The 14,334-nt window shown below is 33.0% G+C and carries 15 protein-coding genes and 1 pseudogene; 7 read left to right on the top strand and 9 right to left on the bottom strand.

What is annotated here, in order from left to right; genetic code table 11:
• The first annotated feature begins 32 nt into the window (after nt 1-32).
• Both pyrD and CJF42_RS05250 read left to right on the top strand, forming a co-directional pair.
• Nucleotides 33-1,043, top strand: coding sequence for a quinone-dependent dihydroorotate dehydrogenase (gene pyrD / locus CJF42_RS05245; RefSeq protein WP_095365671.1), 1,011 nt, complete (start codon nt 33-35; stop codon nt 1,041-1,043).
• Nucleotides 1,044-1,175: 132 nt separating this feature from the next.
• Nucleotides 1,176-1,706 (top strand): cell division protein ZapC domain-containing protein, encoded by a 531-nt coding sequence (locus CJF42_RS05250; RefSeq protein WP_095365672.1) that lies wholly within the window; start codon nt 1,176-1,178, stop codon nt 1,704-1,706.
• Nucleotides 1,707-1,745: 39 nt separating this feature from the next.
• On the opposite strand, the gene CJF42_RS05255 is transcribed toward CJF42_RS05250, so the two are convergent.
• A complete protein-coding gene (locus CJF42_RS05255; RefSeq protein ID WP_095365673.1) occupies nt 1,746-2,093 on the bottom strand; it encodes a DUF3718 domain-containing protein in 348 nt (115 codons plus the stop codon).
• A gap of 261 nt (nt 2,094-2,354) precedes the next feature.
• Between CJF42_RS05255 and icd the strand changes: the two genes are divergently transcribed.
• Nucleotides 2,355-3,611, top strand: a complete 1,257-nt coding sequence (gene icd / locus CJF42_RS05260) for an NADP-dependent isocitrate dehydrogenase (RefSeq protein WP_095365674.1) — start codon at nt 2,355-2,357, stop codon at nt 3,609-3,611.
• A gap of 65 nt (nt 3,612-3,676) precedes the next feature.
• On the opposite strand, the gene CJF42_RS05265 is transcribed toward icd, so the two are convergent.
• Together CJF42_RS05265 and CJF42_RS05270 are read right to left on the bottom strand one after the other, a co-directional pair.
• Nucleotides 3,677-4,120: a hypothetical protein gene (locus CJF42_RS05265; protein ID WP_095365675.1), complete on the bottom strand. Its 444-nt coding sequence runs from the start codon at nt 4,118-4,120 to the stop codon at nt 3,677-3,679.
• Nucleotides 4,121-4,283: 163 nt separating this feature from the next.
• Entirely contained in the window at nt 4,284-5,231 is a 948-nt protein-coding gene (locus tag CJF42_RS05270; protein WP_095365676.1) for a LysR family transcriptional regulator, read from the bottom strand.
• A 126-nt stretch (nt 5,232-5,357) separates the two neighbouring features.
• Between CJF42_RS05270 and aceK the strand changes: the two genes are divergently transcribed.
• From aceK to glnS, 4 genes are all read left to right on the top strand, one after another.
• The gene (gene aceK / locus CJF42_RS05275; protein ID WP_095365731.1) at nt 5,358-7,100 is read left to right on the top strand and encodes a bifunctional isocitrate dehydrogenase kinase/phosphatase; all 1,743 of its coding nucleotides are present in this window, start codon (nt 5,358-5,360) and stop codon (nt 7,098-7,100) included.
• A 98-nt stretch (nt 7,101-7,198) separates the two neighbouring features.
• Nucleotides 7,199-7,912, top strand: a complete 714-nt coding sequence (locus tag CJF42_RS05280; RefSeq protein ID WP_095365677.1) for a coiled-coil domain-containing protein — start codon at nt 7,199-7,201, stop codon at nt 7,910-7,912.
• A 57-nt stretch (nt 7,913-7,969) separates the two neighbouring features.
• A complete protein-coding gene (gene rmuC, locus CJF42_RS05285; RefSeq protein ID WP_095365678.1) occupies nt 7,970-9,409 on the top strand; it encodes a DNA recombination protein RmuC in 1,440 nt (479 codons plus the stop codon).
• A gap of 115 nt (nt 9,410-9,524) precedes the next feature.
• Complete coding sequence (gene glnS, locus CJF42_RS05290; RefSeq protein WP_095365679.1) at nt 9,525-11,177, top strand: glutamine--tRNA ligase; 1,653 nt, start codon at nt 9,525-9,527, stop codon at nt 11,175-11,177.
• A gap of 192 nt (nt 11,178-11,369) precedes the next feature.
• Here glnS and CJF42_RS05295 read toward each other — a convergent pair.
• The 6 genes and pseudogenes from CJF42_RS05295 to CJF42_RS05320 form a co-directional block, all read right to left on the bottom strand.
• Nucleotides 11,370-11,640: pseudogene (locus tag CJF42_RS05295) on the bottom strand (IS3 family transposase); the annotation flags it as partial.
• Nucleotides 11,641-11,733: 93 nt separating this feature from the next.
• Nucleotides 11,734-12,177 (bottom strand): ferric iron uptake transcriptional regulator, encoded by a 444-nt coding sequence (gene fur, locus CJF42_RS05300; protein ID WP_095365680.1) that lies wholly within the window; start codon nt 12,175-12,177, stop codon nt 11,734-11,736.
• A gap of 107 nt (nt 12,178-12,284) precedes the next feature.
• Nucleotides 12,285-12,812, bottom strand: a complete 528-nt coding sequence (fldA, locus tag CJF42_RS05305) for a flavodoxin FldA (RefSeq protein WP_095365681.1) — start codon at nt 12,810-12,812, stop codon at nt 12,285-12,287.
• 32 nt (nt 12,813-12,844) lie between these two features.
• Nucleotides 12,845-13,126: a LexA regulated protein gene (ybfE, locus tag CJF42_RS05310; protein ID WP_095365682.1), complete on the bottom strand. Its 282-nt coding sequence runs from the start codon at nt 13,124-13,126 to the stop codon at nt 12,845-12,847.
• Nucleotide 13,127: 1 nt separating this feature from the next.
• The gene (locus CJF42_RS05315) at nt 13,128-13,349 is read right to left on the bottom strand and encodes a DUF2788 domain-containing protein (protein WP_095365683.1); all 222 of its coding nucleotides are present in this window, start codon (nt 13,347-13,349) and stop codon (nt 13,128-13,130) included.
• A gap of 82 nt (nt 13,350-13,431) precedes the next feature.
• Nucleotides 13,432-14,190 carry an alpha/beta fold hydrolase gene (locus CJF42_RS05320; RefSeq protein ID WP_095365684.1) on the bottom strand — a complete coding sequence of 253 codons (759 nt, stop codon included), beginning with the start codon at nt 14,188-14,190 and terminating at the stop codon, nt 13,432-13,434.
• Nucleotides 14,191-14,334: the final 144 nt, after the last annotated feature.

Genomic DNA, 14,334 nt, shown 5'->3' on the forward strand with positions numbered 1-14,334 from the left:
TGACCATTGGGGTATTTTTTTAGGAGTAATATATGTTTTATGATTTAGCACGCCGTTTTATGTTTACACAAGATGCAGAATGGGCGCACAATTTTGCATTAAGTAATTTAAGACGATTTGCTCATACCCCGTTGAATGCTATGTGGGCGCAATCTATAGAAGATAAACCAGTTGAATTTTTAGGTCTTGAGTTTAAAAACTTACTTGGTTTAGCTGCTGGTTTAGATAAAAACGCTGAATGTATTGATGCTTTTGGGCAAATGGGTTTTGGCTTTATAGAAGTTGGAACTATTACACCTAAAGCTCAAGCAGGTAACGATAAACCTAGAATATTTCGTCTGCCAGAGTCAAATGCAATCATAAATCGTATGGGTTTCAATAATAAAGGGGTTGACAACCTATTAAATAATGTTAAAGCATCTAATTATAATGGTATTTTAGGTATTAATATTGGTAAAAATAAAGATACACCAAATGAACAAGGTAAAGATGATTATATATATTGTATGAGAAAAGTATTTACGAGTGCTTCATATATAACAGTCAATATTTCTTCACCCAATACGCCAGGTCTAAGAGATTTACAATATGGTGCTGCTTTGGATGATTTATTATCAAGTTTAAAGAATGAACAATTAGATTTAGAAGCAAACCATGGGAAACACGTACCTATGCTTGTTAAAATTGCACCAGATCTAGATCAGGTACAAGTTGAACAAGTAGCGGGATCCTTAGTAAGCAACAAGATTGATGGTGTGATCGCAACAAATACCACATTAGATCGTTCTTTAGTTCAAGGCGAAAAGTATTGTGATGAAGCGGGTGGTTTATCAGGGCAACCAGTACGAGAAAAATCGACTCATGTTGTCAGTGAGTTAAAACGTTTAACTAACGGAAAATTACCAATAATAGGTGTAGGCGGTATAGATAGTGCGCAATCGGCTAAAGAAAAATTAAATGCAGGAGCTGATTTAATACAAGTTTACACAGGATTTATTTATCAAGGTCCACCATTAGTTAAAAAGATCTTAACTAGCTTGTAGAGATCATTGTTCCCTATATAAGGATCGGAAATTAAAAATAATGATCCGATCAAAAAAAATATTAAAAATAATTCAATATTGTATAGAATTTAACTATAATCCCCAGAATCAATAGGTTTCGGGGATTTTTAAATGTTACAAGCTTCACAAAACTGGAGTTGGATTGCTTGTTATAAATCAAATGCGCTTTTACTCGACATGGGTAATGAGATGTCTTTTAGTACACCATATAAAATTAGAAACCTAATTAATGATGCATTGAAAAATCCTTCTTTTAGTTTAACTGACGCTAATTTCTACCAGCAAGTATTTGCCTATCTTGATGGATTCAAGCTTTGGAATGAAGCACAAATATGCCAAATGGCATTAAATGCAACAGCTGTAAAACACTACCTTAAACCGATGTTGACAAAAAGTTGGTTTTTTGAAATTTATCAAGGAAGAGATCCAAGTTTAGATGCAATTATTCAATTGAAATCTAAAAATCAGATGGGTCAATTTCTTATCGTTGACTATACAAGTGAAGGTTCTGTTTGTATTTGTCTAGAAAATGAATTTAATTTAGATGAAAATTTTAAGTTAAAGCAGTTTGAGGTTATTAAAGTCTTAAATGATCGTGTACATCCACTGATTGTTAAATTGAAACAACAAAAAAGAGCCTGATAGTATTTGCAAGGAATCCTTTCCTGCGTTTTATCTATTCTATTCTATTCTTTCTTGTGCATCTTCAGCCAAGTGAGCTGATAGTTTAGTAATATCGGCTAGATTAGCTTTAACTGTTTTCTTTGGTAGTTTACCAATTAAAAATTCACCCGTATCTAGAGATTTATTTTCAGCTGCAAAAACTAGCAAGTTTTTACCGTTACACATTACTTTACTAAAAATAGTCCTTACTTTTAATTTTTTATTTTTTAAAAAAGAGCGTAAACGTGTTTTGTCATTTACAGAAACATATTCACATACACGTAATGAAATATCTTCTGCGCTGGCTGTGGGGGCATTTAATGCTACAGCAGCAAGTAAACTTGTTATGATTAATGTTTTTTTCATCTTTTATCCTTATAAAATTAAAATTCTACTCTTTGAGCAGTTACGAACTTAAAGTACATATTAGTGTAGTGTTATGAAACTGTAATTCAACAACTAGTTGCGTAAAGGGTAGTTTTATTTACGATTTGATTAAATTTCACAATAAATCTGTTTGTTTTTTAAACTTTCATTTAAATATTTTCAAGCTTGATGTTATTTAATTAAACATAGCGTATTATTTTTAATAATAAATTCATTTAAAAATTGAGGACCTAACAATATATGGTTGAATATCAGCATATTTGTGTACCAGAAGATGGATCAAAAATTATTTTGAATAAAGATGGTTCTATAAAAGTGCCAAATAATCCAATAATTGCGTTTATAGAAGGAGATGGGGTAGGCGTTGATATAACTCCTGTTATGCTTAATGTTGTGAATTCATGTGTTGAAAAGGCTTATAGTGGAAAGAGGCAAATAAAATGGATGGAAGTATATAATGGAGAGAAAGCGGCTAAAATGTATGATGGTGATTGGTTTCCGCAAGAAACACTTGAAGCAATTAGAGAATATCGAGTTGCAATTAAAGGGCCGCTAACTACACCAATCGGTGGTGGGTTTAGGTCTTTAAATGTAGCACTTCGACAAGAAATGGATTTATACGTTAATATGAGACCGATAAAATGGATTGATGGTGTTCCTTCTCCGTTAAAAGAACCTCATAAAACGAATATGGTGGTATTTAGGGATAATAGTGAAGATATATACTCCGGTGTTGAATTCAAAGCGGGGTCAAGTGATTCTGAACGATTACTTGAGTTTTTACAAGCTGAAATGGGTGTAACTCGTATTAGATTTACTGAAAATTGTGGCATAGGTATAAAACATATTTCTGAGCAGGGCTCAAAAAGACTGATCCGAAAAGCAATAAAATATGCAATCAACAATGAACGGGATTCGGTAACTTTAGTACATAAAGGAAACATCATGAAGTTTACCGAAGGTGCATTTAAGCAATGGGGCTATCAGGTCGCAAAAGAAGAGTTTGCTGCAAATATGCATGCAAATGGACGCTGGATGGAGATACAAAACAAAATTACTAACAAGCCATTAATAATAAAAGATATGATTGCAGATAGCATGTTACAGCAAATAATTCTTTGTCCAGAAAATTTTGATGTACTGGCTACAATGAATCAAAATGGCGATTTTTTATCCGATGCTCTGGCAGCCCAAGTAGGTGGAGTAGGTATCGCTCCTGGAGCTAATTTAAACGATGAAGTGGCATTTTTCGAGCCTACCCATGGCACCGCAGCAAGACTAGCTGGTTGCAATAAAGTAAATCCTAGTTCAATTATATTATGCGCTCAAATGATGTTAAATCATATAGGTTGGTTTGAGGCGGAAAAATTAATATCTAAGGGCCTTGAGGGGGCGATTAAATCGAAGCAAGTAACTTATGATTTTTCGTCTGAAATAATAGGTTCCAAAGAGGTAAGCTGTTCTGAATTTGGTCAAATAATTATAGAAAATATGTAAAATCGAGATGATTTTAGGCATACGAGTTTATGCCTCTTTAAGATGAAGCATAAACTTTTTTAAAATCAGGCTACCTTACACTGGATCAAATTAGTTTGTTGTAATTGAGTTGAATTATTAATGTGTGAAGGCAAAAGCTGCTCAATCCGTTGGTTCAGCTTATCAGTACACGTACTTTCAATGTCTAAATGCATTTTAAGTTTTGCAATTTTGGCTATAAGACTTGTAATTATCAACTGGGGCACTTCACAGCAAAACTCATCCAAAATAATGGTTGGTATTGATTTATTGTTATACTCAAGTTTACTAATCGTTGAATTATCTAAATTCATTTTACGGCAATTAGCACCAAACTCTATTACTAAAATTGAAAGCACTTCATAAAATGTATTATAACTAATATGTGAACTAGGCAGAATTTCATCTTCTATAAAATGACGTAATGGACTATCTATATAAACTTTTTCTCTACGTTTAAAACCCTGATCTGCATTAATTTGTGGTTTCATAATTTTATCTCTCATTCCATCATATATTTCATTTATGTCGGTTTTACATAATAAGTATAAAACGACTCCTCAACGCTCACTTTCAAATTAGCGTGTTTAGATTCATAAATGAAATTATTGTTTTCAATATTTGGAATTGATTTAATCAATAATACGTGCAGAATTATCTATCTTTAATGGTTTTTGAGAAGTCACTTATGGCTCTTCTTAACCATTGATGCGCTTTTGAGTGATGTAATAATGGGCTCCAAATCATTTTTATTTCTATTGGCACAATTTGAAATGGTACTTTTATGGATACTAAATTTGCGTTATATTTATACAGCATAGCTTGTCGTCTAGGTATTGTCGCAATTAAATCTGATTGCTCTAACAGCAATTGAGTTAGCATATAGTGCCGTGTAAACACCCTGATATTACGTGTTTTATCAAATTGCCATAATGCCTCATCGACCCAACCAAGTTTATGTGAACCAGATTTATTGGTAACTGCACTTTCGGCACCCCATCCTGAACGATTAATCCAGATATGTTCACTTTTAAGATATGTCTCTAAATTTGTTTGTTTGCTGTAGATACTGTCTTTATGGGTGATACAACAAAAATTATCACTCCAAATACGTGCTTGATGAAATGATTTTGGTAAAAAAGTAAATCTATTAATTGCCAAATCAATTAAGCCTTTTTCCATATCCTGAAGGTTGATATCTCCAGGTGTTAATATATCAAAATTAATTTGTGGTGCTTTTTTTAATAAAGATGAGATAAACGGCGCGAGTAATGTCGCTTCAATATAGTCGTTTGTCATAATTCTAAATGTAATTTGACTATGCTCTGGTGAAAAGTCTTTATCGGGTTGGGTGATTTGCTCTGCCATAGATAAGAATAAGACTATCTCAGGCTGCAATTTTAAAGCTTTATCAGTAGGTGTCATTCCTTGAGCTGTTCTAACAAGTAATGGATCATCAAATAATAACCTCAATCTACTGAGAGCATTACTCATTGCAGGCTGTGTTAATGCGACTTTATTTGCAGCCTTAGACACGCTGCCTTCTTCAATGAGTACATTTAAATAAACTAGTAAATTAAGGTCGATATTACGTATATTCATTAAATCTATATTACTTATTCAATTTATAAATTATTTCAATTAAAGCCTGATTGCTAAGGTTAGTAAATAAAGATGTGGAAATAGTCATAATAGCTGAGGTTTATAGTGCAAGATAAAGTAAAAAGTATGCAAACAATGAATGATGTTATTGCGATTAAAATAGCAAGGGCGATCCTTGGCGGTTTTGAATCTATGTTTGCTGATTTCTTAAATATCACATTAGCAGCGCAATCTCGGTTTGAAAGAGCTGCATGGCATGAAGTACAGGATGCAATGAAACAAAGACTAAAGGTATATGAAAATAAAGTAGGCGAAACCGGTCATGCCGTAAAACTAATTGCTTTTAATGAGTATTCAAATAATTCAATTTGGCATGATGCTAAAAATCATTTCGCACATTTGATCATAGATCATGAAAATGCATTAATAGGGCAAACATTTTTCAATTCTGTTTTTGGTATTATCAAAGGAGACTATAACAAAAGAGCAGTACATTTATTTATTTTACAGGCACAATTTAAACCTGCTAAAAGAACAACAGAAGATGTTTTATGTCGATTAGATAGTAGTTCGGGTGTGGTTGATGCTTTTGATAAACTTTTACATTATTTTAAATTTAGAACAACTTTTGAAGATTTACCCAGAGATATCGTTTTTATTAATACCGTTTTAGATAAATTTGATGGCGATTTACTCAGTATCGAAAATTGTCATTTGGAATTTGCTAAATCACTTTTTTTTCGTAATAAGGCATGTTACATCATAGGGCGATTAATTGATGATGATGACAAACGTAGTGTGCCATTTGCCTTGCCACTTTTAAATGATAAAGAAAATGGGTTGTATGTAGATGCCTTTATTATTGGAGAGGGACAACTGAGTATGCTATTTGGTTTTGCACGCGCTTACTTTATGGTAGATACCGACCAACCCGTTAGATATGTTGATTATTTATGCGAGTTATTACCTAAAAAACAACGCTTCGAGTTATTTAATGCAATAGGTTTTATTAAACATGCAAAAACAGAATTTTTTAGATATAAAGTTGACTCAACAAAAAATATGCCATTAAAAGAAAAATACGTGAGCGCCCTTGGAATCAAAGGCATGGTGATGTTAGTTTTTACGACAGAAAATTCGAAGTATGTGTATAAAATGATTAAAGATAAATTTACCCCGCCTAAAAATATCACTCGACAAGTGGTAATAGACAAGTATAACTTTGTTAAAAATGCAGACCGTATTGGTCGATTAGTTGATACTCAAGAGTTTAGGTATCTGGCATTTGATTTATCTCGTTTTAGTGATGAAATATTAGTTGAGCTACATAAATATGCCAGCGAGAATTTGATCATAAATGGCAATGCACTTATTCTAAAACATGTCTATGTTGAAAGGAAAATGACACCGTTAAATTTATATATTAACAATATTAATGAAAATGAGTTAAATCAAGTTATGTTTGAATATGGATGTGCAATCAAACAATTAGCCGCAGCAAATATATTTCCAGGTGATATGCTGATGAAAAACTTCGGTGTAACTCGTTGGGGGCGCGTTGTATTTTATGATTATGATGAAATCTGCCCTTTGACCCAGTGTGACTTTAAATCAATACCTCAAGCAGATAATACATATGATGAATTATCTAATGAGCCCTGGTTTGATATTGAAGCCAATGATGTTTTTCCCGAGCAGTTTTCTGTTTTTTTATCATCAAATTTAAAAGCTAAAAAACATTTTGATTATTACCATAAAGACCTTTATCGAGTGGAGTTTTGGCAAGCTTTACAATTAAATATACATAAAGGGGAAATCGCAAATGTGTTCCCTTATAAAGAAAAGTGGCGTTTTAATCGTAATAGATAGTTTTCTTGTTTAGAGCACCTTATACTGCAGTTGACCTTGATGTAACTAGATAAAAAATAATACATCAATGAAGACGTTATTACCTTATAGGGATGAAAATGTTAAACCAAGATTCAGATGACCATATTCCAGCAATTGTTTTAGATAAAGAAGATATCAAACATACAAGTTTTGATGTCAAAACGATAACAACACAAGATACATCTGAGAAACAAACAAGTAAAATATCAATCTTGCTAGTTATTTTGACTATGACTGCTTTTTCAGTTTCGATATGGTTCTTATACCAACAAAATAATTTATTATTAAATAGCCAGAGACGTATTGAAACCTTAGAAAATCAATTATCTGCAACAGGTGAAGAGATTGGAACATCAGCAGTTTTTATGCAGGTTAAGGTTAAAGATTTATCAGAAAAAACGGCAGAACTGTGGAAACAAATGGATAAATTATGGGCTTCTGCATGGCGAAAAAATCAAAATGATATTGGTGAGTTAAAAGCTAATTTACAAAAATACCAAACATTACAAACTCAGCAGCAAGGTGTAATGAAGTCTGTGTTATCACAACAAGCACAATTAGCTATAAACTATAATAAGCAAACTGCGATTAAAACAAAAAGCATACAAGAACTAAAAGAACTATTATTTGAATTTGAAATGAAATCGGCTGACAGTGAAACTAAAATATCAGAGTTAAAAGTTAAAATAAATAATCTTTCAAAGCAATTTAAACAATTAACTGAGCAAGTTATAAGTTTTGAATCAAAAAAAAATGCAAATACAAATATTAATAAAGTGACACAATCTTAAAAAATTCTGTCTATAGAAATGTTCAATGAGTGTAATAAATAAAATAGTGAGAACCCATTGATTATAAAAGAACAAGCACTGGCTATAGGTGTCGCTGCATCGGTAATAATAGTCGGATTATTTTTTTTTATATATTTATATAAAAAGATAACGAATTTAAAAACCCTAAACCAAACATCTGAAATTAAAATTAAAGAGTTAGAGGCGAGTAAAACACAGCTTGAACATAGCTTAAGTCGATATAAAGACCAATATTTGGTTACCAAAACACGCCTTGAAGCAAAGTTTGATGAAATTGAGGCTTTAGGTAGCAATGTACGAGTATTAGAAAATAAACTTGAAGTGGTATCCCAAGATTTATTTGAACATAAGTCTCTCATCGCTAAACAACAACAAAAAGAGTCCGACTATACAGATAAAATTAACTTATTAGAAAAATCTGAGTTACGGTTAACTCAGCAATTTGAAAATATTGCTAATAAAATATTCAGCGAAAAAACTGCCCATTTTACCCAGCAAAATAAAACCGGGCTTGATGGCTTACTTACGCCTCTTAAAGAACAATTATCAAATTTCAGCAAACAAGTAAATGATGTGTATACCACAGAGGCAAAAGAGCGACATGCTCTAAAATCTGAAATCGTAGGTCTCAAAGAATTAAATCTACAAATGGGTCTTGAAGCAAGTGCTTTAACAAAAGCTTTAAAAGGAGATAATAAAAAACAAGGTACTTGGGGAGAAGTTGTATTAGAGCGTGTATTGCAAAGTTCAGGTTTAAGGGAAGGCCATGAATATGAAACACAATTACATTTAAAAAACCAAGATGGTAAGGCCTATAAGCCAGATGTTATTATCCATTTACCACAAGGAAAAGACGTTGTTGTCGATTCAAAAATGGTGTTAGTCGCTTATGAACGCTTCCATAATGCAGAAACAGAAGTTGAACAAAATACGACATTAAAAGCACATATTAATGCCATTAAAAAGCATATTAATGAATTAAGTGCAAAAGACTATCAACTATTACATGGTATTAAAAGCTTAGATTATGTATTAATGTTTATACCTGTTGAACCTGCTTTTAATGCAGCGTTAGAGTATGAACCGACTTTAGTACAGTTTGCCCTTGAAAAAAATATTATGTTAGTTAGTCCAAATAATTTAATAGTGGCCTTGCGCACAATTAACAATATGTGGCGTATGGAATACCAGAATAGAAATGCACAAGATATAGCAGAAAAAGCAGGCACAATTTACGATAAATTAGTTGGTTTTGTTGATGATATGAAAAAAGTGGGACTAAACTTAGAGCGTGCGGAGTTAAGTTATGGTGATGCAATGAAAAAGCTTAGTGAAGGGCGAGGTAATCTTGTTAAAAAAGCCGAAGAAATGAAGTCATTAAATATAAAGGTTAAAAAATCATTACCTAAAGAAATGATTGAAAAATCTGAAATATCCATAAAAAATCACTCAGAGATCACATCTAAACTCCAATAGACATAAAATAGATTGATTGCATTATTTAAGTACTGCAATCTTATCTATTTTTTGCAATAATGCCTTCAATTAGATTTACGTTAAATCAAAATATAATTTAGAGGATATACATTCCATGGCGGAGATTGAAAATCGCCCAAGCAACTTTATTCGTACTATTATCGATAATGATCTTGCTAGCGGGAAACACGCATCAACTCACACTCGTTTTCCACCAGAGCCAAATGGTTTTTTACATATAGGTCATGCAAAATCGATTTGTTTAAATTTTGGAATTGCCAAAGATTATTCAGGTCTATGTAATTTACGTTTTGACGATACTAATCCAGAAAAAGAAGATGTTGATTATGTAAATGCGATTAAAAATGATGTTCAATGGTTAGGTTTTCAATGGCATGGTGATATCAACTATTCATCAAATTATTTTGATAAACTTCATAGCTATGCGGTTGAGTTGATCGAAAAAGGCTTAGCATATGTCTGTTTTTTAAGCCCAGAGCAAGCACGAGAATATCGTGGTACTTTAACTGAAGCGGGTAAAAATAGTCCTTATCGTGATACAACTGTAGCAGAAAACTTAGCTTTATTTGCCAAAATGAAAAATGGTGAATTTAAAGAAGGTGAATGTGTTCTTCGTGCTAAGATAGATATGGCAAGCTCGTTTATGGTGCTTAGAGATCCAATTATCTATCGTATCCGCTTTGTACATCACCATCAAACAGGTAACAAATGGTGTATTTATCCTATGTACGATTTCACTCATTGCATCTCTGATGCATTAGAAGGGATCACGCACTCTTTATGTACATTAGAATTCCAAGATAATCGCCGCTTATATGATTGGGTTTTAGAAAATATCTCGATTGAATGTAAACCACAACAAATTGAGTTTTCACGTTTAAACCTAGAATATACACTAATGTCTAAGCGAAAATTAAATGAATTAGTTGAAAATAACTTAGTTGAAGGTTGGGATGATCCACGTATGCCAACAATTGCTGGTTTACGTCGCCGTGGTTATACGCCTGCGTCAATCAGAGAGTTTAGTAGCCGTATTGGTGTTACTAAGCAGCAAAATACTGTTGAAATGGGTATGTTAGAAGCCTGCATCCGCGAAGACTTAAATGACAATGCACCACGTGCAATGGCTGTACTTGATCCAATCAAAGTTATTATTGAAAACTATGATGAAAGTGCCATAGAAGAATTAAGTGCACCTAACCACCCTAATAAAGAAGAAATGGGTAAGCGTATATTACCGTTTACTCGTGAACTTTATATCGAAGCTGAAGACTTTAGAGCTGAAGCAAATAAAAAATTCAAACGGCTTGTGTTAGATAAAGAAGTACGTCTTCGTAACGCATATGTAATAAAGGCTAATCGTTTTGATGAAGATGCAGATGGTAATATAACGACAGTATATTGTACTTACGACCCTGAAACGTTAGGTAAAAACCCAACAGATGGACGCAAAGTCAAAGGGGTAATTCATTGGGTATCTGCAAGTAAAGGGATTAAGGCGCAGGTGCGTCTTTATGATCGTTTATTTAATGTCGCTAACCCAGATGCAGATAGTGAACTTAACCCTGAATCATTAAAAGTTGCACAAAATGCGGTGTTAGAACCATCATTATTAAATGCAACAAAAGAGCAGGCCTTTCAATTTGAAAGAACAGGTTATTTTTGTCGTGATAATAAAAGTGATGACTTAGTATTTAACCAAACTGTTGGTCTTCGTGATTCCTGGGCTAAGGTTGATGCAAAATAATTAGCTAGTGTCCCATCCTGAAATAGGTTGAAGGTTTTAATAGAAGGCCAGTTGCTTTTGCATCTGGTCTTTTTGTTTTCCCAGCGAAGCTGGCAAACGCGACAGATTAAAAGAAGTTTGTATCACCCTGACTAAAGGGAATATGATCCGAATGGCAAGGGCGTCAATGGCTGACGGTGGATCTGAAGGAAGCTCATTGAGCAATAGGTTACGTAAACGCTTATCCTCGAGCTCTCGTTCAAGGCGTTTTATTTTTTGTGTGGGACTTTCTTTTACTTTAGCTGATGGGTCCAGTCCATCTTACCGTGTTTTCTTAGCCATGTAAGTACGTTTGAGCGACATAGATTATTTGAGCTTTATAAGCCATATTGCCTTTTTCTACAGCGATAACAACTTGTGATTTAAAGCCTAATGAATAATCACGTTGGGTACGTCTATTATGCGTAATGTTTAAGTTGTTCATAATAAGTCCTAAATGTGTAAACACATTTCAGGACAAAACATAGTTTATATAAAAGCCTATCAAATGATAGGCTTTTATATTTTTACTATATATTTAGTGATTCGCATCCGCATATTCAGAACAGGCTTGTGCATCTTCACATTCACCATATAGATAAAGAGAATGATTAGTTAAACGTACACCATTAGCAGTAGCTATATTCACTTGACGAGTTTCAATAACCTCATCATGAAATTCAATTACTTTACCACATTTTAAACATACTAGATGATCATGATGTGTTGTACCTGATAGTTCAAAAACAGATTTCCCACCTTCGAAATGATGACGGGATACAATACCGGCATCATCAAATTGGTTTAAAACACGATATACAGTCGCTAAACCAATTTCTTCATCTTTGTCTAAAAGAATTTTATAAACATCTTCAGCACTGATATGTTGATTTTCAGGTAGTTGTAAAATTTCTAATATTTTGATTCTTGGAAGCGTTACTTTTAAACCTGCTTTTTTTAATTCTAAATTATGATCAGTCATTAATTTTATACTCAAATATCATTATTATTTACTGTGTTTAAAGACATAGTTTATTTTAGCATAATATACACAGTAAAGCCTGAAATAAAAAGAAATATACTGTTTTACTAATCACTTAATTCAGCGAGGCACATTTCTTCAAATATTTGAGCACACCATTGCTTAACACGACCATTTGTTAATTCAGGTTGACGATCTTCATCAATGCCTAAACCAACAAAGTGAGAATCATCTGCCATGCCTTTAGATGCTTCAAAATCATAACTTTCAGTAGGCCAGTGACCAACAACGATTGCACCGCGTTCAGTTACAATATCGTTAACCATGCCCATGGCATCTAAAAAATATTCAGCATAATCTTCTTGATCACCACAACCAAAAATAGCAACTAACTTTTCATTAAAATCAATTTCTTCTAACTCAGGGAAAAAATCATCCCAATCACATTGTGCTTCGCCGTAATACCAAGTTGGAATACCAAATAATATTAAATCGAACTCAGCGATGTCCTCTTTACTGCTTTTGGCAATATCAAAAACATCAATCATGTTTTTGCCAAGTTCTTTTTGAATTAGCTTTGAAATATGTTCTGTATTACCAGTATCACTACCAAAAAATATGCCTACACTTGCCATGATGAAAAAACCTTCTATGTATCAAATTCGTATTATTCGATTCTAAATGCTAACTTTTCTTGCAGAATAGTTTCTATTAAAGCACTTCGGCTGATGCTTTGTGCATCTGCCATCTCATTTAATGCTTCGTAAAGTTCTGCAGAAACTTTAAATTCTACTCGTTTTAATCCACGAGCCTTATCACGTTTCAACTGGTTTCTTTTATTAACTTTCAGTTGTAATTCGCGTGATAATGGATTTGTTTTAGGTCTACCCGGACGCTTCTCATTTTCAAATAAGTCAATCGTCGTTCTGTCTGTTTGTGCTTTAGCCATATTAACTGACACCTGCACCTTGCCAAAAGACTTGGATCAAACCTTTGGCAATAAAACCTGAGCATCCTAAAAATAAAACTAACCAAACTACAGCGCGACCAAAAAAAGGTACATTGCCTTTTTTTAGCACATCTTGTATTGCCATGCCTATAAAGAAAAATAGAGCAGCAAGACCAAAATATAACCCCAAGGTTTCAAATTCATTGATTAATTTGCTGACCATTTGTTGACCTATTTTAGATGACCTATGAAATAAACGGCGGCATTATAGCATGATATTAACTAATTATTACGCTAATATTGCATTAGTCTGAAATAAAATCTGAGATAGATTTATTTACAGCTGCTGGCTTTTCAGCATGCAGCCAATGACCTGTACCGTGAATTACCTTTGCTTTACAGTTTGGAAATAAACTTAAAAAGGTTTCTCTCATATTTTCAGTTATATACTGCGAATTACTGCCTTTAATAAATAATGCTTTACCTAAGTAAGGCTTGCCGGCAGGAGCTGCTAAAATATCAGTATAATTACTTTGTAAAATTGAAAGATTAAATCTCCATTCAAAACCTGTATCAGATTTTATTAGACTTTTTAGTAGGAATTGTCTTACGCCTGATTCAACAATAAATTCAGTCAGTATAGTATCTGCATCTTGTCTTGAGCTAATGTGAGTATTATTGACAGCATTCAAACCTTTAAATACATCATCATGTCTCGGTTCATAGTTTACAGGAGCAATATCTAAAACAACCAGTTTACTGACTTTTTTAGGGGTGTTTAATGCAACTTGCATTGCGACTTTCCCACCCATTGAGTGACCAATGAAAATAGCAGAGTCAATACTTAATTGATCCATTAAATCAATGATGTCTTGGCACATAATTGTATATGACATGTGCTCACTATGTTCTGAGTGGCCATGATTTCTTAAATCTATCGCTGTCACTGTGAATGATTCAGATAAAGGGCGTGCTATCACATTTAAATTTTCAAATGAGCCGAATAATCCATGTATTAAAATTAAATGTGGCCCTTGCCCCGTTTGCTTGTAATGTAATTGCATTTTATTCCTGAAACTGTCTTAATCGAAAGTTTATAAATTTTATCATATCTTAATAGGGGCTGGTATACAGATGACTTAACATAGCATGAAATTTAAATCAGCTATTTCAACTTATTACTTTGAAAATATTTTGTGATTAAAGTT

The sequence above is a fragment of the Pseudoalteromonas sp. NBT06-2 genome (assembly GCF_002276045.1).
Classification (GTDB): Bacteria; Pseudomonadota; Gammaproteobacteria; order Enterobacterales; family Alteromonadaceae; genus Pseudoalteromonas.